The following is a 21,197-nucleotide window of genomic DNA, read 5'->3' on the forward strand; positions in this document are numbered from 1 at the left end:
CGGCCTCAGCACACCGGAGCAGATGTGATCATGACTATCGCGACCCCTCACCTGGTGAATGCACCGCTCGCGCGACCCCTGCGCAGCACCCCACCGCCGCGGCCGGGCGCTCCCGGCCCGGTCGCACGGCCGGCGTCCCGGCCGGATCGTCACCCGCCGGTATCCACCGGCGGGGTCGATGATCATCCCGTGAACGGGGCGGTGATCGCGTTACTGCTGCACTTGCTCGAGCCGGCGCTCAGTACGCGGGAGAAATCCGATGCCCTCGTCGCCGAACTCCACCGGGCGGTCGAAACAGCCGTCGCACGGCAGGAAACGACCGAGGCCGTCACTGCCGCGGTTCGCGGAGCCATCGCGGTGACCGTCGAGGAGCTACGCACCGCCGGACTACCCGCGGGACATATCGCGGCATACAGCCGGCGCCTGGGCCGGGTCCGCGAGTTCATCCTCGCCACCGCGACCGCCGCATATCACAGTGCCGTCCGGCGTACCGGAAGCGACGGCGCCGCGGTGCGCGGCCACACCGCGGACCTGGGACGTACCGGGCCCTCCCGCGAGATCGTCGCCGTGGTGGCGCTGGAGTTCGCCGCGACCGGCGGCAGCGGGACCGAGGCACCACCGGTCCGGCGCGTACCCGCCGACCGCATCGAGGCATGTTTCGACGAAGAGCCCGGGTTCACGGCGTTATCACTGGTCACCGAGCACGGCGGCACCGTGGCGGTCCCCGCGGGCGCGGATACCGATACCCGGATCGCCCGGGTCGTCGCCCGGCTGCGCCGCATCCTGCGCATCGACGTCACCGCCGCTGTCCTGCACTGCCCGCGCGACCGCGCCGAGAGTTCCGTCGACGAAGCGCACGAAATGCTGGATGTGGTCCGGCGACTGGGCTACCCGCACGGTATCTACCGATTCGACCGGATTGCGCTCGAATACCAGGTGACCCGTCCGGGGCCCGCCCGGGAAAGCCTCTCCCGGATCGCTGCCTCGCTGGACGGTCATCCCGATCTGATCGACGCCCTGCTCCTGTACATCCGCTGTCACGGCAGTCGCAAGAGCACGGCCCGGCTGTTGCATGTCCACCCGAATACCGTGGACTACCGATTCCGGCGCATTCACCAGGTCACGGGCTTCGACCCGGCAACGGTTGCCGGATTGTCGAAACTGCAGGCGGCCATCGTGGTCGGCGCCTACGAAGGCGGCGGATACCCAGGACCGTCGGTTCCGGTACCGCTCACCCAGGCGGGAACCCGGCCGGTCGCGGCCCCGGACCGCAAGGTGGTCTGAGTACGCCACCACCGGCCATCGAGGAGACATGATGCAGATCGTCAACGGCCCACCGAGATCCACTCGAACCGCCGCGCGTACCAGTGCGGCTCCGCCCCGTGATTCGGCGACGCTGCCCGCGGACCGGTGCCAGGTCCGCGGGCGGAACCCGTATATCGTCACCCGGGAGCGTATCCGGGCGTTCGCCGACCTCACACATAACGACCATCCGATTCATCACAGTGACGTGGCAGCCCGCGACTACGGCTACCCGGCGCTGGTGGCGCCGCCCACTTTCGCCGCACTCGCCATGCTGCGGGCCCAGGACGATGCGGTCCGTATCCTGGCACCCGGTATCCGGCACAGCCCGCTGCTGCACACCCGGCAGACACTCGAGATCCGGCGCCTGCTGGTGGCCGGCGATATCGTCACCACCGACGTCCATATCCGCTCGGTGCGGGTGACCTCCGAATATGCCACGGTAGAAGCGCATCTGGTGCTCACCGACCACGACGGCGAGGTCGCGCAGTCCGGTTCCAGCTTCTTGCATGTATGTATCCCGGCTGCCGGCGCAACCCTGGCGGCGGCACGACTGTCCGGTGCCCGCGATACCTCCCCGGATCCGGAATCCGCAATGCCGGTTCCCTTCCGGCCGGCCACGACTCATCCCGGACTAGCACTGCCGCGCCGGACTTTTCCGCTGAGCCGGACGGAGATGGACGGCTTCGCCGCCCTCGGTGATCCGCGCGGTGCCGCGACGGCCCCGCACTCCGGCACCGGACCGCCCACCGGCATGATGCGGCTCGCGTTGGCCGCCGGATACCTCTCCTCCTGCCTCGGCGATCCCGCCGCGGTCTCCCGGTACGAGGCCGAGTTCACCCATTTCGGTGGACGGCTCGCCCGCACCGTGCAGCCGGTGGAGGTTTCCGGACGCGTGATATCGGTCGACCGGACCTGTGCCGCCGTGATCGCACTGGACGGCCGCTGCCTCGATCGCAGGCTGTTCATCCACGCGCAGGCCGTACTCCGGCCACCCACGCACTGAGCCCGCGGCGGTCCATCCGGCCGTCGCCGCACCGGGCGATCAGCGCGTATACGACTGCTCGTTCGCGGGCGCCTCCCGCACCGCACTCCGCCCGGCAGTCGCGCCGTGCCGGACCAGCGGCACCACCGCCGTCCGCACGAACGACGAGGCCTGACCCTCGTCCCGGAAGTCGACACCGCCCAGCGGCGTGAGCAGGAGCGAATGCGCCAGGCGAGCCAGCAATTCCGCCACCGGCCGCGCATCGTAGGCATCGAGCACGCCGACCGCCTGTCCCCGCTCCAGAATCGTCACGATATAGCCGATCGCCGAACTCACCATTTCCTCACCGCGCACGGTGTAGAACTCCATCGCTTCCTCGGGTGAGACCTCGATGAGCTGTGTCAGCAGCGGGTGGGATCGCGCCTGTCGTAGTACGTATAGCGCGGTCCGCTCGATCTGATCGTCGACATCGGTACCCTCGGCGGCGATCCGGCCCACCTCGGCGAGCATCCGCTCGATCTCCCGCATGATCACGGCTTCGATGAGATTGTCCTTACCGGCGAAACGACGATAGATCGTCACCCGGTTGAGCCCGGACCGGCGGGCGATATCGTCGAGGCTGGCCCGCCGGATGCCGACCTGCAGCAACCGCACCAGCGCAGCATCCATGATCTTCTCGTCGACCGCGTCGCCCTGCCTCACCATGATTTCAATCTACCAACGGTGGTAGACCAATAGGCGATACAATCCACCGCCCTCCGATACACCGTTGCACAGTCGATACGAATTGTTCGGACGATCGCGCGGCATACGACCCGCGTTTTGTGCTGTGCCACAAACGGTGCGTGCGCACGATCCGCAGGCCCGGAGGCACACATCGCGACTGTCGGCCCGGATGGCGAGTGACACACAATCGCCGCTCGGCCCGACTTACTCGCAGGCCAGTGTTACTTTACAAACACATTGACTCCATGTAACGGCATTCGTATGTTCGTTACACATAATGCCGGGAACTCCAAGGACGGGGTCCATGAACCAGATCGTTCCCACCCGCCATCCCGCCACACCTCGCGGGGTGCCCGGTCTGCGGCCGTTCGCCCTCCTCCTGGGCATCCGGAAGCCCGATGCCGGCCGGTGGCAGGAGCTGGGCGAATCGCTGCTCGTCGCCGACCCCGCGATGGACGAGCTCGCCGCCTGGATGTGCGAGACCGGCACCGGTACGACCCGCCCACTCTTCGAAAAGGCCCTCGCCTCGGGTATCGCGTCGATTCCGGACGCGCCCGAGCCGTTGGCCGCCTTCTTCGCCCGCGTCGAAACCCCGCCCGCATGGGTCGACGAGATTGCGCTCCGGCGTGGCGCCCAGGTGTACCGGATGGGCGGCGCGGACGGGCTCTACCTCGCCCGCGACGTCTCCTTCCTCGGCGGCTATCTCGCCTCGGGCTTCAACAAGACCCTGTTGCGCACGGGCGCCCTGGAGAAAGGCCCGGCCACCCGGTTCGCCGAAACCATGCAGTGGGCGATGGATGTCTCCGGCGAGGACGGGATGTCGCGCTTCGGGCCCGGATACCGTTCGACCCTGCGGGTGCGGCTGATCCACGCGATGGTGCGCCGGCATCTCCTCGCCACGCCCGACTGGCGCACCGCGGACTGGGGCCTGCCCATCAACCAGACCGATATGGCCGCGACGCTGGTCGGCGCGCTGCTGGCTCCGTTCGTCGGCGGTATGGCCATGGGCATGCTGACGAGTCGCGCCGATCTCGATGCCGCCGCACACCTGACCCGCTACGTCGGGTGGCTCATCGGGGTCGAGGAGCACTGGCTGCCCACCGGATTCCGCGACGGGGTCCGGGTGCTGTACCACAGCCTGACCGCGATCATGAACCCCGACGAGACGAGCCGGCGGCTCGCGGTGCCGATGGACCGCGACCCGCTCAGCTGGTCGTACCCGAATATGGCGGGCGTGCGGGGCCGGTTCGCCCGGGCCCAGCACCTGTCGATTGCCACAACCTTCCTCGGCCCCCGCTCGGTGCGCCGCCTGGGCCTGTGGCCGTATATGCCGCCCTGGTATCCGCTGGCCCGTATCCCGGTCAACCTCGTCCGCAGTGCGGACGCCCGCTTCGGCCGCGACGGGCGCGCCCGCGCCGCCGCCCGGGGACGCCGGCAGCAGCAGCGGTTCTTCGAACTTCTCACCGGCTCCCCGGGGCACACACGAATTCAATTGTGAAATTCTCGAAATACAAGACCTGATATTTCTCGGAATACACCTTCCGGCGCCACTACCATATGAACCGGAAGGATTTCCCGAATTACCGTTCCACTCGACACTTTCGCCCGATTGTGCAGCGGCCCAGGGGCATCGGAGGGTTTTGTGTCGATCGACCGGGAATCGACATATCGAATTATTCCGGGCATACACTGCGGAGACCGATCGGTAATCGAGATCTCGAAATTCTGGTAAGCCAACAGCAAGGATTTGTGATGCCGTCAACCTCCCGCAGGCTAGCGACGTTCGCCATCGCGGTGGCCGCCGCCGGACTGGTCGCGCCCATAGCGTCCGCGCAGCCACCGGAAGTGACCACCCCGGTACCCACTCCGACCACCGAGGCGCCGGCCGTCCCCGCGCCGCCCACCGGAAGCGAGGAAACGACAGCGCCGGCCGAACCCGCGCCGACCACGGAGGAGCAGGCGCCGAGCACCGAGCCCCTACCGCCGACGGAAAGCGAGGAGACCACGCCTCCGGTCGAGGGCGAGACCCCACCACCCGCGGAAGGTGAGACCACTCCCCCGGCCACCGAGCCGGCGCCGCCCGCCGAGGGCGAGATCCCGCCGGCCCCGCCGCTCCAGCCCAACCCCCTCGAGGGCCTGCTCGGCAAGATCGCCTGCATGTTCGAGGACGCCTCGGTCGCGGTACTGCCCGGCACGGCCGAGGCCGAAACGGTCTCGCGGGAAAAGGGTTTGGCGATCCTCGCCTGCGCCGAACACCCGACAGACGATCCGCCGACCGAGCAGCCGCCGGCCGAGGAGCCTCCTGCCGAGGAACCGCCGGTCACCGAACCGCCCGCCGAGGAGCAGCCGACCGAAGAATTGCCGACCGAACAGGCGCCGGCCGAGGAGCAGCCGGTCGGGTAGCTCCGGCACCGACCGGGCACCCGCGGCGAAACCACCGCATGGGCTCGCCGCAGATCATCGATCAGCCGGGCCCGGGCCTCGCACCAGGGCTCCGTGACGCCGGGTTCTCCTCCCGCCCCTACTGCCGAGCACACCACTCGGCAGTAGGGGCTTCGTCGTTGGACAGTAGGTATTCACCATCGGGCGACCGCTGCCGAAACCGATGGCACAGCACTCGGTGCCACCGGCCGGCGGCCCGGTATCAGATTCCGGTAGCAACAGCAGTGACTGCCTTGCTCAACGCCGTTGCTATTCGCCTCAGGTCGATCGGTGACTCGAGAGTGGAGTAGAGGTCGGCGGTGCGCTCGACCATGGCGGCCACGATCACCCCGACAGCCGGATCCACGACCGGCGGCGGGCCGTCACCGGCCGCGTGGACCTGTTGCAGACTCGCCACGATCAGCTCCGTCATCCGCGCCGTGCGTCCCGCGTGGTACCGCGCCACCAAGGTGTCGTAGGCGGCCACCTCCGCCAGCGCAGCGAGGAGATGCCCGCGGCGGCGGCGGAATTCGATCGCCGCCGCCAGCCCGGCCGTCAGCCCGGTGTCGTCACCGGGTCTCCAGTGTTCCCACCAGCGCTCGGCGGGCGCGAACCGGTCCCCGGTATCCGCGTCCACCAGCCGGATGAGCAGACAGTTCTTCCGCGGAAAGTACCGGTACGCCGTCGAACGGGCGATACCGGCTGCTACGGCGATATTCCGCATGGACAGTGCGGTATAGGGAATACCGGCCGCCAGCAGGTGATCCGCGGCCGCCAGAATACGCTGCTCGACCGCGTTCACCGTTCCCGGATCCGGACTCCGATCCGATGCCGGGAGGACCACCTGCCCCGGGCCCGGGGCGTCAGACCGTTCCATCGCGGGTAGTGGCGGCCGGACGCGGCACGGTCCGATAGTTCTCGACGTCGAATCGCCGGGTTCTGCGGCGGTATTCCCGCATCGATCCCGGCCAATTGTTGGTGTTCAGCGGCCCTTTGGCGGTGTCGGCCAGATACCAGCTGTGACAGCCACCGGTATTCCACACCGTGCGGGCAAGACGTTCCCGGGTCGCGCTGCCGAATCCGTCCAGCACCTCCGGCCGGAGATCCAGATAGCGCACCCGGCTGATTTCGTCCACGGCGCCGACGATGTAGGTCATCTGGCTCTCCAGCATATGCACGATCGAGCCGGATCCGACATTGGTATTGGGGCCGTACATCAGGAAGAAATTCGGGAATCCGGGCACCGTGAGCCCCAGATACGCACACGGCTCGGACTGCCACGCACTGTCGAGGTCGCGTCCGGCGAGCCCGGAGACGCGCATCGGTGCCACGAAATCGTGCGACCGGAAACCGGTCGCGTAGATGATGGTGTCCGCCTCGAAATGCCGGCCGTCCTCCGTCTCGATCGCGGTGGGCTGTACCGATCGGATCGGACTCGTCACGACCCGCGCACCGTCCCGGTTGAGCGCGTCGTAGTACTCGTTCGAAGTCAGAATTCGATTGCAGCCGAGTTCGTAACCGGGCCGCAGCGCGCGGCGCAGTTCGGGGTCGGCGATCCGCCGCAGATTCCAGCGACACCAGAGACGGATGGGCGCGGACATAAACCGGCGGCCCCACCGCGAGACCAGCATGGGGTTCAGTACCCCCTCGAACCAGAGGAATATGCCCAATCGGGGCAGTTTCTGCACCAGGGGCAGCACTCTGTTCACGCGGCGCCGGAACGCGGAGTATTCAACATCCGGTTTCGGACTGATCCAATGCACTTGCCGCTGGAAAATGGTGACGCTACGCGCTTTCCCCACCAGATGCGGCACGAATTGAATGGCGCTGGCGCCGTTACCGATCACCGCGATATCTCGACCGGCCGGATCGTGATCGTGGTCCCAGCACGCGGAGTGGAATGTGGTGCCGGCGAATTCGGTCAGTCCGGGCAGCCGCGGATACGACGGCCGGCTCAACTGCCCGCACGCCGAGACCAGCACGTCGGCGTACTCGGTGGCACCGGTGGCCAGCTCGATCTCCCAGCGGTACCGGTTCTCGTCGAACACCGCCGCCACGACCTCGGTGGATGTGCGGACGTAGTCGCGTATTCCGTACTCCGCGGCGCAGCGCCGCAGGTAATCCAGTATTTCCGGCTGTGGCGCGAAACGACGCGACCAGTCGGGATTCGGCGCGAAGGAATACGAGTAGAGATGGGACGGCGCATCGCAGGCCGCACCGGGATAGGTATTGTCACGCCATACCCCACCGATATCGCCGGCCCGTTCGTACACGGTCAGATTCGTGAATCCGGCTTGGACGAGGCGTATTGCCAAACCTATTCCACTGAACCCGCTACCGATGACGGCGACGGCCGGCTGGTTCGAATATTCGGTGCTCACTACCGCTCCTGTCGGGGCTGAAAAACGGCGACGGGGACCGCGCCCCAACGTAACTCAGTCGAAGTGCCGCAAGGATATTCCGGCGGCAGATTGGTGATTTTCTCCAAACGCACAGACGCCGATTCGGCGAATGCGCGTTATCTCTCCGGCTCGGCCGGATCCGGTACCGGCAGACTCGCTACAGGTCGAGGACGAGACGGGTGATCGTGCCCACGGTGGTCACACACAGGCGTATCGGATCCGTTGCGGGCGGGTTGTCGCGGCCGTCCGGCGCCCGTTCGATCGCGAGCGGCTGGTGTTCGCAGGCACCGCACAGTCCCGCCCGGCACATCGACGGTACCGCGAGACCGCGGCGCTCCAGGGCTTCGAGCACGGTCAGTGCCGGCGGGACGACGAATTCGACACCGGACCGGCGCAATTCGACGACCAGCACCCGCGCCGGTTCGGGGCGCCGCCGGTTGCGCCTGTACCTCACCGCCGGCGACGGGACAGCTGCCCGCCGGCCGACCCGTCGTGGTGGTCGTAGGGCGTATCGCGGATTCCGGCGCGCCGGGCAGCCGCTTTCGCGATGCGTGACTGCCATCGCCACATCGGATCGTCCCGGCGGGCCTTGCGATCCAGCCGGGCCCGGGCGCCCGGCAGCCGATCACCCAGTGCTCGCGCCCGGACCTCCGCGACGGACACCAGCGCCGTGGCCGATTTCCACGGCTGCAACGGCACATCGCGCAGCGGGGTGGCCGCCAGGAGTTCCCGGACAAGAAGGTCGCTGCTGTAGTAGGCCATCATGCCCGCCACCGGTCCTGTCGCGGCGATCTTGGCCCGTGCCACCGGCCCGTTCCCGGCAAAACCGGAGGTCGCCGCGCCCGCCATCTTCGCCGTCCACTCCGGTGCCGTACCGGCGTTGGCGACCATATAGTCGACCATTTTCATCCCGTCGAGGGCCGTCGCCGGGATCAGTTCCCCGGCCACGCCGAACACATGCGCGATCCCGGCCCAGTAGTGCATGACATCGTCCAGCCGCTCGGTGTCGATGCGGCGCCCGTGGACATGGTCGAAGCACAGCGGTGTCAGCCCGAAGGTCACCGCGGCACCCATCATGGTGGCATTGGAGATCGGATTGCCGTGCCGAGCGAAATGCTCCGGGCCCCAGGCCTTCTTCAGTCCCGACCGCACCTGCGCGTGCATGAGCCGCACGCGCACCGTGTCCTGGAAGGTCGGCGACCATCGGTCCAGTGCCCCCGCCACCGTCATACTGCGGAACCAGTTCGCGGTCTCCAGGTTCCGCCGGTAGGGATCGTGGACATACCGCCCCGTCGCCCCGGTGGCCGAGGCGACTTCCGCACCCACGAAGGTGCCCATGAAGTCCTGGATCAGCATGGCCGTCTTTCCGGACATCGAGGCATTGAGCCACAGCCGCCGGCCCCGCTCCCAGCGCCGCGGGTCGAACCACTCCGGCGGATTGTCGAGGTGCTCGAACAGCGCGACGAGTTCCGCCGGCGGATCGTCCACCGTCTCGATTCCGCGCGCGAGTGCCCGGTCGAGCATCCCTCGCCCAGCCGCTGTACCTTCGCGGGCTAAGGCGGCGACCACACCGTCCATCAGTTCGTCGCCCTGCCAGAGATGGTCGGCCATGATCCGGGCCTGCGGGGTGTCGGCCGGTACCCGCTGGACGTCGATCCAGGGCGCGAGCATTCGTTTCCGGGTTTCGAACCACAGCCCGGACGGCGCCACCCGGGGCGGCGGGGGCCGCAGCGGCATACCGGTGCGGAAGTAGTAGTCGAACCGGTGCTTTTTCCCTTCGTCGACGGTTTCGGGTTCCCGGTTCGGCGGGCCTGTCATCGGCTCCTGTGGCAGCATGGGCGAATGCTGACACGAATAATTGCTCGCGTTCAATTCGCATTCTGATGCCCGCCACGCCCCGCGCCACACTCCGCCGGACACCGCGTCAGCAACGCTCGCGAGAGATGGTCCGGCGCATCATCGACGCCGGTCAGGCGGTCCTCATCGCGCACGGATACGAGGGCGCCTCGACGAACCGGATAGCTCGCGCCGCCGGCATCAGCCCGGGTTCGCTCTACCAGTACTTCCCCAACAAGGACGCCGTGATCGGGGCGGCCATCGACCGCTACAACGAAGAGGTCTCCGAGCGGGTCCGCGCGCAGGTCCTGGCGAATATGACGGAGCCACCGGAAGTCGCTCTGCAGCGATCGATCTCCGCTCTGCTGGATGCCCTGGGCAACCAGCCGGAACTGCTGCGTGCGGTGGTCGAGCAGACTCCCCGGCTCAGCGTCGGGCATACGGTCGTCCACTTCGAGGATCAGATCGCCGATCTCACCCGCGCCGCGCTCACCCTGCGCGGATACCGGCCCCACGACGATTCGGATATCCCGACGGCCGCCTGGATGCTCGTGCGGACGGTGGAACATCTGACCGTTCGCTACATCCTGGACCAGCCCGATATTCCCCGCGACGCCTTCCTCGCCAATATCACCCGCATGATCCACAACTACTTCCGCCGGCCGTAAAAGCACAGACCGGGACGGCGGAAGCCGAGCAGTACGCGAGCACCGGGGCCCGCCGCCGGACCGGCAACAACCGCAGCGGCCACGGACCGCTCGGCGACATGAAACATCGGAGGATCTGAATCCGAATTATCGCTCGCAATCTTCGCCCGGACGGCGACACATCGAACCACGGCATCCCAGCCCGGAACGGGCGCTCGCGTCCGTCGCCGCCGCAGTGCTCGGCCCCGACTGCGCGACGGCCGAGCACATGAACAAGCGCGCCACAGAAGCGGTCCCGGTTGCTGCCCGCGACAGCATCCTCGGCACGTGAGCCGAACGGTCATCGCGCGGCAGGCCGCCCCTGGGTTCGGCCGGCATATCGGTGTGGGTTGACAAACTCGCGGACGTCTGAAACTCTCGGTTCAGGTCATGAGTGCCAGCATCGAGCCCCGGCTTGCTGGCCGGCAACCCTCCTCCGCGGTGGGGTGCCCCGGGTGACGACCTGGCCGCCGCTCGATCGAGCGTGGCAAGCGCGGACTCCGTTCCCTCGATCCACCGGAGTCCCCGAATCGATGGGATTGCGTGATGACCGCTGTACTCGACCGGACCGGTGCCCTCGCCTGTGTCTCCGGAGCCGATCTGCGAGTTCCCCTGGTACAGGGCGGAACCCGGACCTACGCCAATTTCGACTACGCCGCCAGCGCGCCCGCGCTGGCACAGGTCACCGACCGGATCGCCGAACTTCTGCCCTATTACGCCAGCGTCCATCGGGGCGCCGGGTACGCCTCGCGGGTGTCCACGCAGTGCTACGAGGCCGCGCGGGAGACGGTGGGCCGGTTCCTGCACTGTGCCGACGATCAGGTAGTGGTCTTCACCCGCAACACCACCGATGCCATCAACCTGCTCGCCGGCTGCGTTCCCGGCGATACGGTGGTGCTCGATATCGAACACCACGCGAACCTGCTGCCCTGGGAGCGCCGTGGTCGCCGGGTGGTGCGCGCCGCCGATACCGTCGCGGAAACCTTGCGCCGGCTGGCGGCCGAACTGTGCGCGAAACCTGCCGCCCTGCTGGCGGTGACCGGCGCCTCCAACGTGACCGGTGAACTGCTGCCACTGGACCGTCTGGCCGCGCTCGCGCACCAGTGCGGTGCCCGGATCCTGGTGGACGCGGCGCAGCTCGCCCCGCACCGGCGAATCGACCTGTGCGCCACCGGTATCGACTACCTGGTGCTGTCCGGGCACAAGCTGTATGCCCCGTTCGGCGCCGGGGTGCTGGCCGGCCGCCGGGACTGGCTCGATACCAGCATCGGCCTGGGCGCTACCCAGGAGGACATCGATCGGCTCCTCGAAGCCGTTGCCGCACTGGTCGACCGGGGGCCGCGCTGGGAGTATGCCGGCACCGCCGGGCGCTGGGATCCGGTACCGGAGACCCGGCCGGGCCTGGCGCCCGGTCACGCCGCGGGTAACGCACCGTGCACGGTGTGAGTGCATCCACCGGCGTTGCGCAGGGTTGAGGTCCAGCCACATCCGTCGTGATCTCATCCGTCCCGATCGCGCCGACGGGCCCGCAGGGCAGTGAGCGCAATCCCCGCCGGCACAGATTTCCGCGGCACGAGGAGCGCGGATCCCTCGCCGGCCAACGAGAAGAATTGCATTCTGCCTTTTGCGAAGCATATTCTCATCAGGCGATGGGCAGTCGGGTCGAGGAGCAGATGATGACGGAAACCGCAGTGATCACCGGAGCCGCGGGTGGGATCGGGGAGCATACGGCCCGCCGATTGGCGGCACAGGGCGTGCGTTGTGTGCTGGTGGACCGCAACCCGCTGGTCGAACAGGTCGCCGCGGAATTGGGTGGCGACGCGGTCGTCGGGGATCTGGCCGATCCGGCCCTGTCCCGGGTCGCCGTCGCCGCGGCCGGCGAGCGGGTAGACCTGCTCGTCCTCAACGCCGGAATCAACTCCGTGGACAAGGATCCCGCGGATCTCGATCTCGATCGCTACCACGCGGTCGTCGGTGTCAACCAGCATGCCGTCGTCTGGGGTCTGCGGGCCGCCCTTCCCGTCATGCGGCGGCAGGGCGGCGGTTCCATCGTGATCACCGCGTCGCACGCGGGAATCGCGGGGGTACCGCAAGACCCGATCTACACGATGACCAAACACGCCGTCATCGGGCTGGTCCGTGCCCTGCACGGCCGGCTCGCAGAAGAAGGTATCCGCTTGAGCGCGGTATGCCCCGGCCTGGTGGACACGCCGCTCACCGCAGGTGGGCGCGAGCGGTTCCGCGCAGCGGGCATCCCGATGCTGCAAGCCGATGAGGTGGCGGGCGCCGTCGAACAGTTGCTGCGCAACGGTGAACCGGGCACCGAACTCGTGGTCCGCCCCGGACAACCGGCCACCCGATACCTCGCCGCACCGATTCCGTGAAGATCCGGCCCGGGCCACCGAACCTGCGCTTCGGTGGCCGAGGTCGGCGCGGGTGGTCATTTCGGTGACCGCGGCTGTCAGGACCGTGTCCAGACCCCGTCCCCGCGCACAGCGGGCCACGTACCGGGCACCGGCAACCGGCCGCATGTGACACAGCGCGGACAGTAGGGGAACTGCCGCTGCGACTGGCGAAACGCGTCTCGCGACAACCTGAGTCAGCCCCGGTCCGTCCGGAAAGGTCAGGCACCGACTCGGCGGAGAGCAGCTCCCCGGCACAGGTACAATCAAGCGCGATGCATATCGAACTGATGCTCGATTCACTCGATGGGCTGTCTGTGGGGGATGCGCTGGGGGCCGAATTTCCCGTGATGCGCCGCTCGATACCGGATCTCCGGGCCGGAAAACTCACTGTCGGACCGTGGGGCTGGACCGACGATACCGAAATGGCCTGCACCGTCGTCGCCGAACTCGGCGGCCGCGGTGCGATCGATCAGGATCGGCTGGCCGCGGCGTTCGCGCGCCGGTTCGATCCGCGCCGTGACTACGGCTTCATCTCGGTCGGCACCCTCCGCCGGATCCAGGAGGGTGTGCACTGGCGGGACGCCGCCGGATCCGCCTACGACCACCAGGGCTCCTGCGGTAACGGGGCCGCCATGCGGGTCGCCCCGCTGGGCGCCTACTTCGCCGGCGACCCGGACCGGATCGCCGCGCAGGCGGCCTTGTCGGCGGAGGTCACCCATCTGCATCCCAAGGGGGTCAGCGGCGCGGTCGCGGTGGCGCTCGCGGCCGGGCAGGCCGCACAGGCCCGCCTGACCGGAACACGGCCCACGCCGGAGGAATTCGTCACCGCCGTCGCCCGCCGCCTCGAGGACGGCGAAACGACCCGGCTGATCCACCACGCCCGCACCCTGCTCGGCGCTCCCGTCGAGCAGGCCGCGGCCGAGCTGGGCAACGGATCCCGGGTGACCGCGCAGAACACGGTGCCCTTCACAATATGGGCAGCGGCAACACATCTGACCGACTACCCGGCCGCGATCACCACCTGTATCGCGGCCGACGGCGATATCGACACCACCAGCGCTATCGTCGGCGGAATCGTCGCGGCGTGCACCGGTAAGGGCGGTTCCACCGGGGTGCCACAGGCCTGGCTCGCCGCGCGCGAGCCGTTGCCCGGCTGGTTCGATTCCGCCCTCCGATCGGCACCGCACAAGAAGTCCGGCTTCGCTCGTCTCCGGCAGTGGATGTCCAGTACCTCGTAACGACCGCCGACTGGTTCTGCCGTGCATCGCGGTCGGCGATCAGTAGCCTCGAGCATCTGCCCGGCCGCTCCGCCTCGTCCGGCGAACCGGTCAGATCCAGCCCTTCTCACGGGCTTTCAGTGCGGCTTCGTAGCGGTTGGACACCCCGAGCTTGGCCATGGCCGCGGACAGGTAGTTGCGCGTGGTGCCCGGCGACAGGTGTGCGCGCCGGGCGATCTCCTCGACCGACGCGCCGTCGATCGCGTACTCGAGCACATCGGCCTCGCGGGCCGTGAGGACGGTGTCACCGGCGCTGATGGCTTCCGCGGCCAGTTCCGGGTCGACGTATCGGCCACCGGCGTGCACGGTCCGGATGACCTCGGCCAGGGTCGCCGCGGAGCTCGTCTTCGGCAGGAATCCCCGCACACCCGTGGCAAGCGCTCGTTTGAGATAGCCCGGCCGGCCGTGGCTCGTGACGATCACCGTGGCCGCGCCCGGTGTGATCTGCTGTATTTCCGCGGCGGTGGCGATACCGTCGATTCCGGGCATCTGCAGGTCGATCACCGCTACCGCGACGGGCGCCCCGCTCTCGCTGCGGCGCCGCCACGCGGCGACGAGATCCGCACCGGACCCGACGTGGCCGACCACCTCGATATCGGCCTCCAGGTCGAGCATTGTCGCCAGAGCGGCCCGGATCAGTGTTTCGTCGTCGGCCAGGAAAATCGGGATCATCTTTTCTCCCACTGGATTTCGAGTCCGAACTCGTCGGGTGAGGCATCGATGCCGAGGCTCGCCCCGACCGCCTCGAGCCGCTCGGCCACACCCCGCAATCCCGATCGTTCACCGACCGTGCCGTGCGGCAGGTTGTTGCGCAGCGACATTCCCGCGGTGCCGAGCGTGAGCGTCGCCGCGGTCGCCGCGGAGTGTTCGACGATATTCGTGGTGCCCTCCCGGACCACCCACGCGGCGACCTCGTGGAATCGGGCGGGCACCGTGGCCGGATCGCCCTCGACGACGAGGCGGCAGCCCACCGCCGCCAGCAGCGACCGTGCCCCGGCCACCTCGCCCAGCAGATCGATATCCCGATAGCCGCGGACCAAGGTGCGCATCTGCCCCATCGATTCGACGGCCAATGTCCTGACTTCGTCCATTTCGACTGCGGCGCGGCCGGTGTCCCCGGCCCGCGACAGCGCCACCGCCAGTTCACTTTTCACCGCGATCGCGGAAAATCCACGGCCGACCACATCGTGCAGATCGCGCGCGAACCGCAGGCGTTCCTGGGCGACCTGCAGTTCGGCCTCGACCGCCTTCGTTCGCTCCAGCTCGTCGATGATCCGCAGGCCCCACACGGTGACCAGTGTCGTGACAATGGCGAAACTCCCGACGAAGCAAGTCACCGCGGCCAGTATCAGCACGTTTTCCGGTGCCGAGCCGTAGGCCAGACCTGTCGCGAGGCCGAGACCCAGCAGAATCCACCATTTGCGCCGGCTGAACGAGACGACGGCGAATACGGCCAGCAGCACCACGATGATGCCGACCGCACGGGCACTGTCGACGGTCTTTTCCGCGCCCGCCAGCCGTGCGACGACGGCATAGGCCAGCCACAGTGCCGCCAGAGTGGCAGTAGCGGCGGTGCGCACCCACCGGCTCGTCGCCCACCCCGTGGAGGTGGCGAATTCGGGGCGCGATTCGATCGCGAGGATCGCCGCGATACCGGCCACCGCAAGACCTGCCACCGGCCACAGCGCGCCGAAGGTGATCGCCGCGGCGACGACCATCGCGGCCAGCGACCCCTCCAGGGTCAACCGCGTGTAGAGCCGGAATTTGACCGGGCCCGGCAGCTCGTGCCACCAGGCGGTCCAGCGGGTCACCCCCGGTCGTCCCAGCGGAAGCTCCTGCGGGTGAGCACGAGCGCCAGGACGGTCCATATCGCCAGTGTCGCAAACGGGCGGCCGAGTTCGGCGAAGGTCCCCGCGAAGTCCAGCGCCGGGGCGGTGGCGGTGCCCGTGACCGGTGTCCCGGAGGCTCCTAGGAAAACGAGATCGGAAACAGCCGCGAACGGTGTCCAATCGACGACGCCGGCCAGCCGGTCGGGCAGGATGTCCCGGATCGATACCAGACCGAGCATCGCGATCGTCATCACCGGTAGCGAGGTGATCTGTGCGGCCTCGGCGTTCTTCGTCACCGCACTGGTCGCCAGGGCGAGCAGCGAGAACAGGACGGTCCCGCCGACGAGGGCGAGCACGATCGCCAGGGGGTTGACCGGTGCGGGGGCGCCCGCACCGTAGACCACGGCGGCAACGACGACGCTGCAGAAGAGCGTCACCACCGCGCCGGGCACTGCCGGTGCGGTCTGGATCTGCCAGTCGGCGGCCTCCCCCGTCCGCAGCCGTTTCAGCACGCCCTCGCCGCGGCGGGTCGTGACCATCGACAGCACCGAGTAGTACTGCACGAACAGCAGGGCCAGCAGAGCGAGCATCTCGACCGCCGTCGCCGCCATCGCCGCCGTGGGTGTCTCGCCCTTGCCGGCGATGAAGAACAGGGCCAGCGGTAGCCCGATCGGGAAGACCGTCGCCATGTAGACGAGTGTCTTGTTGCGCCGGAACTGCAGGTACTCGGCCTTCGACAGCGCGGCGAGCGGGCGCCGGCGAAAGCTCGTGGGCGGTGTGACGAGGGTGGTCATCGAGATGCTCCGATCAATTCCGGTGTGGCCGCCGGTGTCTCGGCGGATTCACCTGCGATACCGAGGAAAACGGATTCGAGGGAGGCCGCGCGGGCATCGAGCCCGTTCAAGCGCAGTCCGTGATCCCGTGCCCAGCCCAGCAGTTCGGACAGATGCCCCTGGAGGTCGTGGGTGCTGACGGTGACCCGCGCCTGCGCATCGACCCGCGCCGCCCGCAACTGCGGCAGCGGCAGTCCGGGGTGATCGAAGACGATCCGCGCGGGATGTCCGTCGACGATCTCGCGCAAGGTACCGGCGCGCGCGACCTCGCCCCGGTGCATGATCGCGATCCGGTCGGCCAGCGCTTCGGCCTCGTCCAGGTAGTGCGTGGTGAGGACCATCGTCACCCCGGACGCTTTGAGATCGGCGAGCAACCGCCAGGTCCCCCGGCGGCTCTCGGGGTCGAGCCCGGTGGTCGGCTCGTCGAGAAACAGCAGCCTGGGCTGCCCCAGCAGGGCGCAGGCCATATCGACACGGCGCTGCTCACCACCCGACAGGGAACCGACCCGGACATCGGCGCGATCGGCCAAGCCGACCTGGCCGAGGACGGTATCGGCGGTGGTGGGGGCGGTGCACGTCCCGCGCCACATCTCGAGCGTTTCGCGGACGGTCAGTTCGGCCGGCAGACCGCCGGACTGCAGCATGATGCCCATCTGCGCGCGGACCTGGTCCCGGTCCCGGCGCGGGTCGAGCCCGAAAACCTCGACGGTCCCGGCCGAGGGGGCGGCGAGGCCCTCCAGCAAGTCGAGGGTGGAGGTCTTACCGGCGCCGTTGGTGCCCAGCAGGGCGAAGACCTCCCCCTCCGCGACCTCGAGGTCCACACCTCTGACCGCCTCGAACGCATTCTTGCCGTGACCGTATGTCCGGCGCAGGCCGCGGGCGGTGATCACCTCGTTCAGCGGCCGTCTCGCGAGCGGCGAACCAGCGGCCCGATCGCCGGTGGTCGCGGGGTCTGTCTGCGGCCGCGGACCCTGCGGGTCCGGCCGGCCACGTTTCGTCCTGTCCATGGCTTATACCCTCGCCGGATCAGCGAGTGGCCGGTAGTACGCCCAGTCATCGATTCTCGATGAGTTGCGCACGGGTGGGTCATGACAATTGTCATCATCGGACGCCCCGCGGCAGGCGTGAACGTCAGTCGCGGGCGCGGGCGATGATCAGTGGGACTCGGGTGCTGTGCAGGACCGCCTGGCCGACCGAGCCGAGGGTCATCCCCGCGAACCCGCCCCGGCCGTGGCTGCCGAGGACGATCAGCTGAGCGTTCTCGGCCTCGGCCAGTAGCCGGCGCGCGGGCCGGTCCTCGGCAACGGTATGGGTGACCGATACCTCGGGGTAGCGCTCGGCCCGGCCGGCCAGGCTCTCGGCCTGGAGCGCGCGGGCCTGTTCCTGCATCTCTTCGCGGGAGGTGTAGCGGAAGAACTCCGACCAGGTGGTCACCGCGATCAAGCCCACGTTGCCACGGGCGGCTTCCTCGAAGGCGATATCGACGGCTTCCTGGCTGCGCGGTGACCCGTCCACGCCGACGACCACGGGTAGCCGCGACAGGTCGCGGGACGGGTCCTCGGCGTCGGGGATCACCGCGACCGGGCAGCGGGCGTGGCGGGCCAGTGAGGTGCTCACCGAGCCGAGCAGGAGGCGGCCGAGGGTGCCGAGTCCGCGGGTGCCCACCACGATCATCCGCGCCTCGGGCGAGCGGTCCAGGAGCACGGTGGCGGGCCCGAGATCGGCGACGGTGGTGACGATCTCGATATCGGCCGCGGTCTCCCGGGCGGTGTGCTCGGCAGAAGTGAGCATTGCCTCGCCGTCGGCGCGCAACGCCTGATTGTCCAAGCCGATCACGCTGACCTCGGGCCCGAAGGTGACCGGGGCGCCGATAGCGTGCACCAGTTCCAACGGGCAGCGATGCAGGGCGGCGCGGCGGGCCGCCCAGCGCAGCGCGTCCAGGGATGTCGGCGAACCGTCGATACCCACAACGATCGGCGCTTCGGAATGTACGGCCATATCGGGTGCCTCTCACCTCACCGAGCTCGGTGCCGCGGAATTCGCCGGCTTATGACCCTCTGGTCCCCTATCGAGAATATGGCGGAAGCGGTGCCCCGGCAGGCAGGCGCCCGCCCCGTGTCTCACAGCCGCACCGCCGGAGTTCGACCGGCAGACAGCGCACACCAGTGGCCGCAGCGGCCGGTCCGCAGGTCTCCTGGACAGTAAGGCGACTACCGGACCGGCCCGCCCAAGGACCAGCCCGGTAGTCGTAAATCAGGATCAGGTGAGGTCGAACCGATCGTTATTCGCTACCTTGACCCACGCGGCGACGAAGTCCTTCACGAACTTGGTCCCGGCGTCCCGCTGCGCGTACACCTCGGCCACCGCACGCAGCGCCGAATGCGATCCGAAGATCAGATCATTGGCGGTGGCGGTCCATCTGGGTGCACCGGAGCGGCGGTCGACACCCTCGTACATGTTCTCCGCCGATTCCGAGGCCTTCCACTCGGTGCCCTGGTCGAGCAGGTTGACGAAGAAATCGTTGGTCAGCACACCCGGCCGGTCGGTGAAGACACCGTGCGCGGAGCCGCCGTAGTTGGCGCCGAGTACGCGCAGGCCGCCGAGTAGGACGGTCAGTTCCGGTGCCGTCAGATCGAGCATGTAGGCGCGGTCGACCAGCAGGCGCTCGAGCGGAGCTTTCTCCCCGGTCCGCACGTAGTTGCGGAATCCGTCGGCCCGCGGTTCGAGCACCGCGAACGACTCCACATCGGTGGTCTCCTGCGTCGCATCGGTCCGCCCGGGTGAAAACGGCACGGTGATGTCGTGGCCGGCCTCCTTCGCCGCCTTCTCGACCGCCGCCGACCCGGCCAGGACGATCACGTCGGCCAGCGAGACCTTCTTGCCGCCGGCGGCCGAGCCGTTGAAGTCCTGCTGGATCTGTTCGAGCACGGACAGCACCGTCGCAAGCTCGGCCGGTTCGTTGACCTCCCAGCTCCGCTGGGGCTCGAGCCGGATCCGGGCCCCGTTGGCGCCGCCGCGCTTATCGGTGCTGCGGAAGCTCGCCGCCGAAGCCCAGGCCGTCTTCACCAGTTGCGGAATCGACAGCCCGGATTCGAGGATCTTGCTCTTCAGGGCCGCGATATCCCCCGCGTCGATGAGCGGGTGATCGACGGCGGGCACCGGGTCCTGCCACAGCTGCGGCTCGGGAACCCAGGGCCCGAGATAGCGGCTGACCGGACCCATATCGCGGTGCAGCAGCTTGTACCAGGCCTTGGCGAACTCCTCGGCGAGCTCCTCGGGATGCTCCAGCCAGCGGCTGGTGATCTCGCGGTAGATCGGGTCCTCCCGCAGGGCCAGGTCGGTGGTCAGCATGCTGGGCGCACGCGCCGGACCGTCGAACGGGTCCGGGATGGTGCCCTCACCCGCACCGTCTTTCGCCTTCCACTGCCAGGCACCCGCCGGGCTCTTGGTGAGCTCCCATTCGTAGCCGTACAGGTTCTGCAGGAAACCGTTGCTCCACTGCGTGGGGGTGGAAGTCCAGACAACCTCCGGACCGCCGGTGATGGCGTCCTTGCCCACCCCTGTTCCGTGCGAGCTCTTCCAGCCCAGCCCCTGCTGCTCGATCGGGGCGGCCTCCGGTTCGGGGCCGACCAGTCCGGGATCACCGGCACCGTGGGTCTTGCCGAAACTGTGCCCGCCGACGATCAGCGCCGCGGTCTCCACATCGTTCATCGCCATCCGGGCGAACGTCTCGCGGATATCGCGGGCTGCCGCCACCGGATCGGGCTGCCCGTTGGGCCCCTCCGGATTCACATAGATCAGGCCCATCTGGACGTTGGCGAGCGGGTTCGCCAACTCCCGGTCACCGCTGTAGCGTTCGTCGCCCAGCCAGGTGTCCTCCGGCCCCCAGAAGATCTCCTCCGGCTCCCAGATATCGGGACGGCCGAACCCGAAACCGAAGGTCTGGAAACCCATCGAGTCCAGGGCCACGTTCCCCGCGAACACCAGCAGGTCGGCCCACGAGATCGAGTTGCCGTACTTCTGTTTGACCGGCCACAGCAGTCGGCGGGCCTTGTCCAGGCTGGCATTGTCCGGCCAGCTGTTGAGTGGCGCGAAACGCTGTGCGCCCTGACCACCGCCGCCGCGGCCGTCGGCGATGCGGTAGGTGCCCGCCGCATGCCAGCTCATCCGGATGAACAGGCCGCCGTAGTTCCCGTAGTCGGCGGGCCACCAGTCCTGCGAATCGGTCAGGACCGCCGCGACATCGGCTTTCAGAGCCTCGACGTCGAGTTTCGCGAATTCCTTCGCGTAGTCGAAGTCCGCACCCAGCGGGTTGGCCTTGGACGAGTGGGCGTGCAGGACCGATACATCGATCTGGTCCGGCCACCAATCCCTGTTGGTGTGCGGACGCCGATCGGTCTGGGGTGTCGGGGACGGGATCGCCGGGTTCTCGCTTTCGCTCACGCTCGAAGTCCCGGTCTCAGGTGGACGGCTATCGGAGGTCACGATATTCCTT

At 68.4% G+C, this 21,197-nt stretch carries 18 protein-coding genes, 1 pseudogene and 1 riboswitch; of the genes and pseudogenes, 8 read left to right on the plus strand and 11 right to left on the minus strand.

Translation table 11 applies throughout. The features are described from left to right. Positions 1–30 precede the first annotated feature (30 nt). Both ACIA75_RS22560 and ACIA75_RS22565 read left to right on the plus strand, forming a co-directional pair. The gene (locus ACIA75_RS22560) at positions 31–1,284 is read left to right on the plus strand and encodes a PucR family transcriptional regulator (protein WP_397107047.1); all 1,254 of its coding nucleotides are present in this window, start codon (positions 31–33) and stop codon (positions 1,282–1,284) included. A gap of 31 nt (positions 1,285–1,315) precedes the next feature. Further along, the gene (locus ACIA75_RS22565; protein ID WP_397107049.1) at positions 1,316–2,308 is read left to right on the plus strand and encodes a MaoC family dehydratase N-terminal domain-containing protein; all 993 of its coding nucleotides are present in this window, start codon (positions 1,316–1,318) and stop codon (positions 2,306–2,308) included. A 39-nt stretch (positions 2,309–2,347) separates the two neighbouring features. Here ACIA75_RS22565 and ACIA75_RS22570 read toward each other — a convergent pair whose 3' ends face one another. After that, positions 2,348–2,992, minus strand: coding sequence for a TetR/AcrR family transcriptional regulator (locus ACIA75_RS22570; RefSeq protein WP_397107051.1), 645 nt, complete (start codon positions 2,990–2,992; stop codon positions 2,348–2,350). A gap of 325 nt (positions 2,993–3,317) precedes the next feature. Between ACIA75_RS22570 and ACIA75_RS22575 the strand changes: the two genes are divergently transcribed. Both ACIA75_RS22575 and ACIA75_RS22580 read left to right on the plus strand, forming a co-directional pair. After that, the gene (locus ACIA75_RS22575; protein ID WP_397107053.1) at positions 3,318–4,511 is read left to right on the plus strand and encodes an oxygenase MpaB family protein; all 1,194 of its coding nucleotides are present in this window, start codon (positions 3,318–3,320) and stop codon (positions 4,509–4,511) included. A 254-nt stretch (positions 4,512–4,765) separates the two neighbouring features. Further along, positions 4,766–5,416 (plus strand): hypothetical protein, encoded by a 651-nt coding sequence (locus ACIA75_RS22580; protein WP_397107055.1) that lies wholly within the window; start codon positions 4,766–4,768, stop codon positions 5,414–5,416. Positions 5,417–5,657: 241 nt separating this feature from the next. Here the strand turns inward: ACIA75_RS22580 and ACIA75_RS22585 are convergent, their stop codons facing one another. From ACIA75_RS22585 to ACIA75_RS22600, 4 genes are all read right to left on the minus strand, one after another. Further along, positions 5,658–6,311, minus strand: a complete 654-nt coding sequence (locus ACIA75_RS22585; RefSeq protein WP_397107057.1) for a TetR/AcrR family transcriptional regulator — start codon at positions 6,309–6,311, stop codon at positions 5,658–5,660. Then, on the minus strand, positions 6,298–7,815 hold the full coding sequence (locus tag ACIA75_RS22590; RefSeq protein WP_397107059.1) for a flavin-containing monooxygenase: 1,518 nt from the start codon (positions 7,813–7,815) through the stop codon (positions 6,298–6,300). The genes ACIA75_RS22585 and ACIA75_RS22590 overlap by 14 nt, the downstream gene beginning before the upstream one ends. 178 nt (positions 7,816–7,993) lie before the next feature. Then, the gene (locus tag ACIA75_RS22595) at positions 7,994–8,290 is read right to left on the minus strand and encodes a 2Fe-2S iron-sulfur cluster-binding protein (RefSeq protein ID WP_397107061.1); all 297 of its coding nucleotides are present in this window, start codon (positions 8,288–8,290) and stop codon (positions 7,994–7,996) included. After that, the gene (locus tag ACIA75_RS22600; protein ID WP_397107063.1) at positions 8,287–9,672 is read right to left on the minus strand and encodes an oxygenase MpaB family protein; all 1,386 of its coding nucleotides are present in this window, start codon (positions 9,670–9,672) and stop codon (positions 8,287–8,289) included. Before ACIA75_RS22600 ends, ACIA75_RS22595 begins: the two co-directional genes overlap by 4 nt. 107 nt (positions 9,673–9,779) lie before the next feature. Between ACIA75_RS22600 and ACIA75_RS22605 the strand changes: the two genes are divergently transcribed. The 4 genes and pseudogenes from ACIA75_RS22605 (at position 9,780) to ACIA75_RS22620 (ending at position 14,001) form a co-directional block, all read left to right on the plus strand. After that, on the plus strand, positions 9,780–10,340 hold the full coding sequence (locus tag ACIA75_RS22605) for a TetR/AcrR family transcriptional regulator (RefSeq protein WP_397107065.1): 561 nt from the start codon (positions 9,780–9,782) through the stop codon (positions 10,338–10,340). 404 nt (positions 10,341–10,744) lie between these two features. Continuing rightward, a riboswitch (SAM riboswitch) is annotated at positions 10,745–10,858 on the plus strand. 46 nt (positions 10,859–10,904) lie between these two features. Beyond that, positions 10,905–11,720 (plus strand): annotated as a pseudogene (locus ACIA75_RS22610) (aminotransferase class V-fold PLP-dependent enzyme); the annotation flags it as partial. 314 nt (positions 11,721–12,034) lie between these two features. Then, a complete protein-coding gene (locus ACIA75_RS22615) occupies positions 12,035–12,742 on the plus strand; it encodes an SDR family oxidoreductase (protein WP_397107067.1) in 708 nt (235 codons plus the stop codon). A 293-nt stretch (positions 12,743–13,035) separates the two neighbouring features. After that, the gene (locus ACIA75_RS22620) at positions 13,036–14,001 is read left to right on the plus strand and encodes an ADP-ribosylglycohydrolase family protein (RefSeq protein ID WP_397107069.1); all 966 of its coding nucleotides are present in this window, start codon (positions 13,036–13,038) and stop codon (positions 13,999–14,001) included. A gap of 90 nt (positions 14,002–14,091) precedes the next feature. Here ACIA75_RS22620 and ACIA75_RS22625 read toward each other — a convergent pair whose 3' ends face one another. The 6 genes from ACIA75_RS22625 to katG form a co-directional block, all read right to left on the minus strand. Next, on the minus strand, positions 14,092–14,712 hold the full coding sequence (locus ACIA75_RS22625) for a DNA-binding response regulator (protein WP_397107071.1): 621 nt from the start codon (positions 14,710–14,712) through the stop codon (positions 14,092–14,094). Beyond that, positions 14,709–15,908: a sensor histidine kinase gene (locus ACIA75_RS22630; protein ID WP_397107073.1), complete on the minus strand. Its 1,200-nt coding sequence runs from the start codon at positions 15,906–15,908 to the stop codon at positions 14,709–14,711. Before ACIA75_RS22630 ends, ACIA75_RS22625 begins: the two co-directional genes overlap by 4 nt. Beyond that, positions 15,848–16,663, minus strand: coding sequence for an ABC transporter permease (locus ACIA75_RS22635; protein ID WP_397107075.1), 816 nt, complete (start codon positions 16,661–16,663; stop codon positions 15,848–15,850). Before ACIA75_RS22635 ends, ACIA75_RS22630 begins: the two co-directional genes overlap by 61 nt. After that, entirely contained in the window at positions 16,660–17,709 is a 1,050-nt protein-coding gene (locus ACIA75_RS22640) for an ABC transporter ATP-binding protein (protein WP_397107077.1), read from the minus strand. The genes ACIA75_RS22635 and ACIA75_RS22640 overlap by 4 nt, the downstream gene beginning before the upstream one ends. Before the next feature lie 124 nt (positions 17,710–17,833). Beyond that, positions 17,834–18,700: a universal stress protein gene (locus ACIA75_RS22645; RefSeq protein ID WP_397107079.1), complete on the minus strand. Its 867-nt coding sequence runs from the start codon at positions 18,698–18,700 to the stop codon at positions 17,834–17,836. 261 nt (positions 18,701–18,961) lie between these two features. Further along, a complete protein-coding gene (gene katG, locus ACIA75_RS22650; protein ID WP_397107081.1) occupies positions 18,962–21,187 on the minus strand; it encodes a catalase/peroxidase HPI in 2,226 nt (741 codons plus the stop codon). Positions 21,188–21,197: the final 10 nt, after the last annotated feature.

Origin of the sequence: Nocardia sp. NPDC051750 (genome assembly GCF_044453135.1) — a bacterium.
In the GTDB taxonomy this organism is placed as follows: Bacteria; Actinomycetota; Actinomycetes; order Mycobacteriales; family Mycobacteriaceae; genus Nocardia.

Bases quoted from the DNA above. Each gene is read 5' to 3' on its own strand.
- ACIA75_RS22560 (WP_397107047.1), top strand. From the start codon at position 31: ATGACTATCGCGACCCCTCACCTGGTGAATGCACCGCTCGCGCGACCC.
- ACIA75_RS22565 (WP_397107049.1), top strand. From the start codon at position 1,316: ATGCAGATCGTCAACGGCCCACCGAGATCCACTCGAACCGCCGCGCGT.
- ACIA75_RS22570 (WP_397107051.1), bottom strand. From the start codon at position 2,992: ATGGTGAGGCAGGGCGACGCGGTCGACGAGAAGATCATGGATGCTGCG.
- ACIA75_RS22575 (WP_397107053.1), top strand. From the start codon at position 3,318: ATGAACCAGATCGTTCCCACCCGCCATCCCGCCACACCTCGCGGGGTG.
- ACIA75_RS22580 (WP_397107055.1), top strand. From the start codon at position 4,766: ATGCCGTCAACCTCCCGCAGGCTAGCGACGTTCGCCATCGCGGTGGCC.
- ACIA75_RS22585 (WP_397107057.1), bottom strand. From the start codon at position 6,311: ATGGAACGGTCTGACGCCCCGGGCCCGGGGCAGGTGGTCCTCCCGGCA.
- ACIA75_RS22600 (WP_397107063.1), bottom strand. From the start codon at position 9,672: ATGCTGCCACAGGAGCCGATGACAGGCCCGCCGAACCGGGAACCCGAA.
- ACIA75_RS22605 (WP_397107065.1), top strand. From the start codon at position 9,780: ATGGTCCGGCGCATCATCGACGCCGGTCAGGCGGTCCTCATCGCGCAC.
- ACIA75_RS22615 (WP_397107067.1), top strand. From the start codon at position 12,035: ATGACGGAAACCGCAGTGATCACCGGAGCCGCGGGTGGGATCGGGGAG.
- ACIA75_RS22620 (WP_397107069.1), top strand. From the start codon at position 13,036: ATGCATATCGAACTGATGCTCGATTCACTCGATGGGCTGTCTGTGGGG.
- ACIA75_RS22625 (WP_397107071.1), bottom strand. From the start codon at position 14,712: ATGATCCCGATTTTCCTGGCCGACGACGAAACACTGATCCGGGCCGCT.
- ACIA75_RS22630 (WP_397107073.1), bottom strand. From the start codon at position 15,908: ATGGACCGTCCTGGCGCTCGTGCTCACCCGCAGGAGCTTCCGCTGGGA.
- ACIA75_RS22635 (WP_397107075.1), bottom strand. From the start codon at position 16,663: ATGACCACCCTCGTCACACCGCCCACGAGCTTTCGCCGGCGCCCGCTC.
- ACIA75_RS22640 (WP_397107077.1), bottom strand. From the start codon at position 17,709: ATGGACAGGACGAAACGTGGCCGGCCGGACCCGCAGGGTCCGCGGCCG.
- ACIA75_RS22645 (WP_397107079.1), bottom strand. From the start codon at position 18,700: ATGGCCGTACATTCCGAAGCGCCGATCGTTGTGGGTATCGACGGTTCG.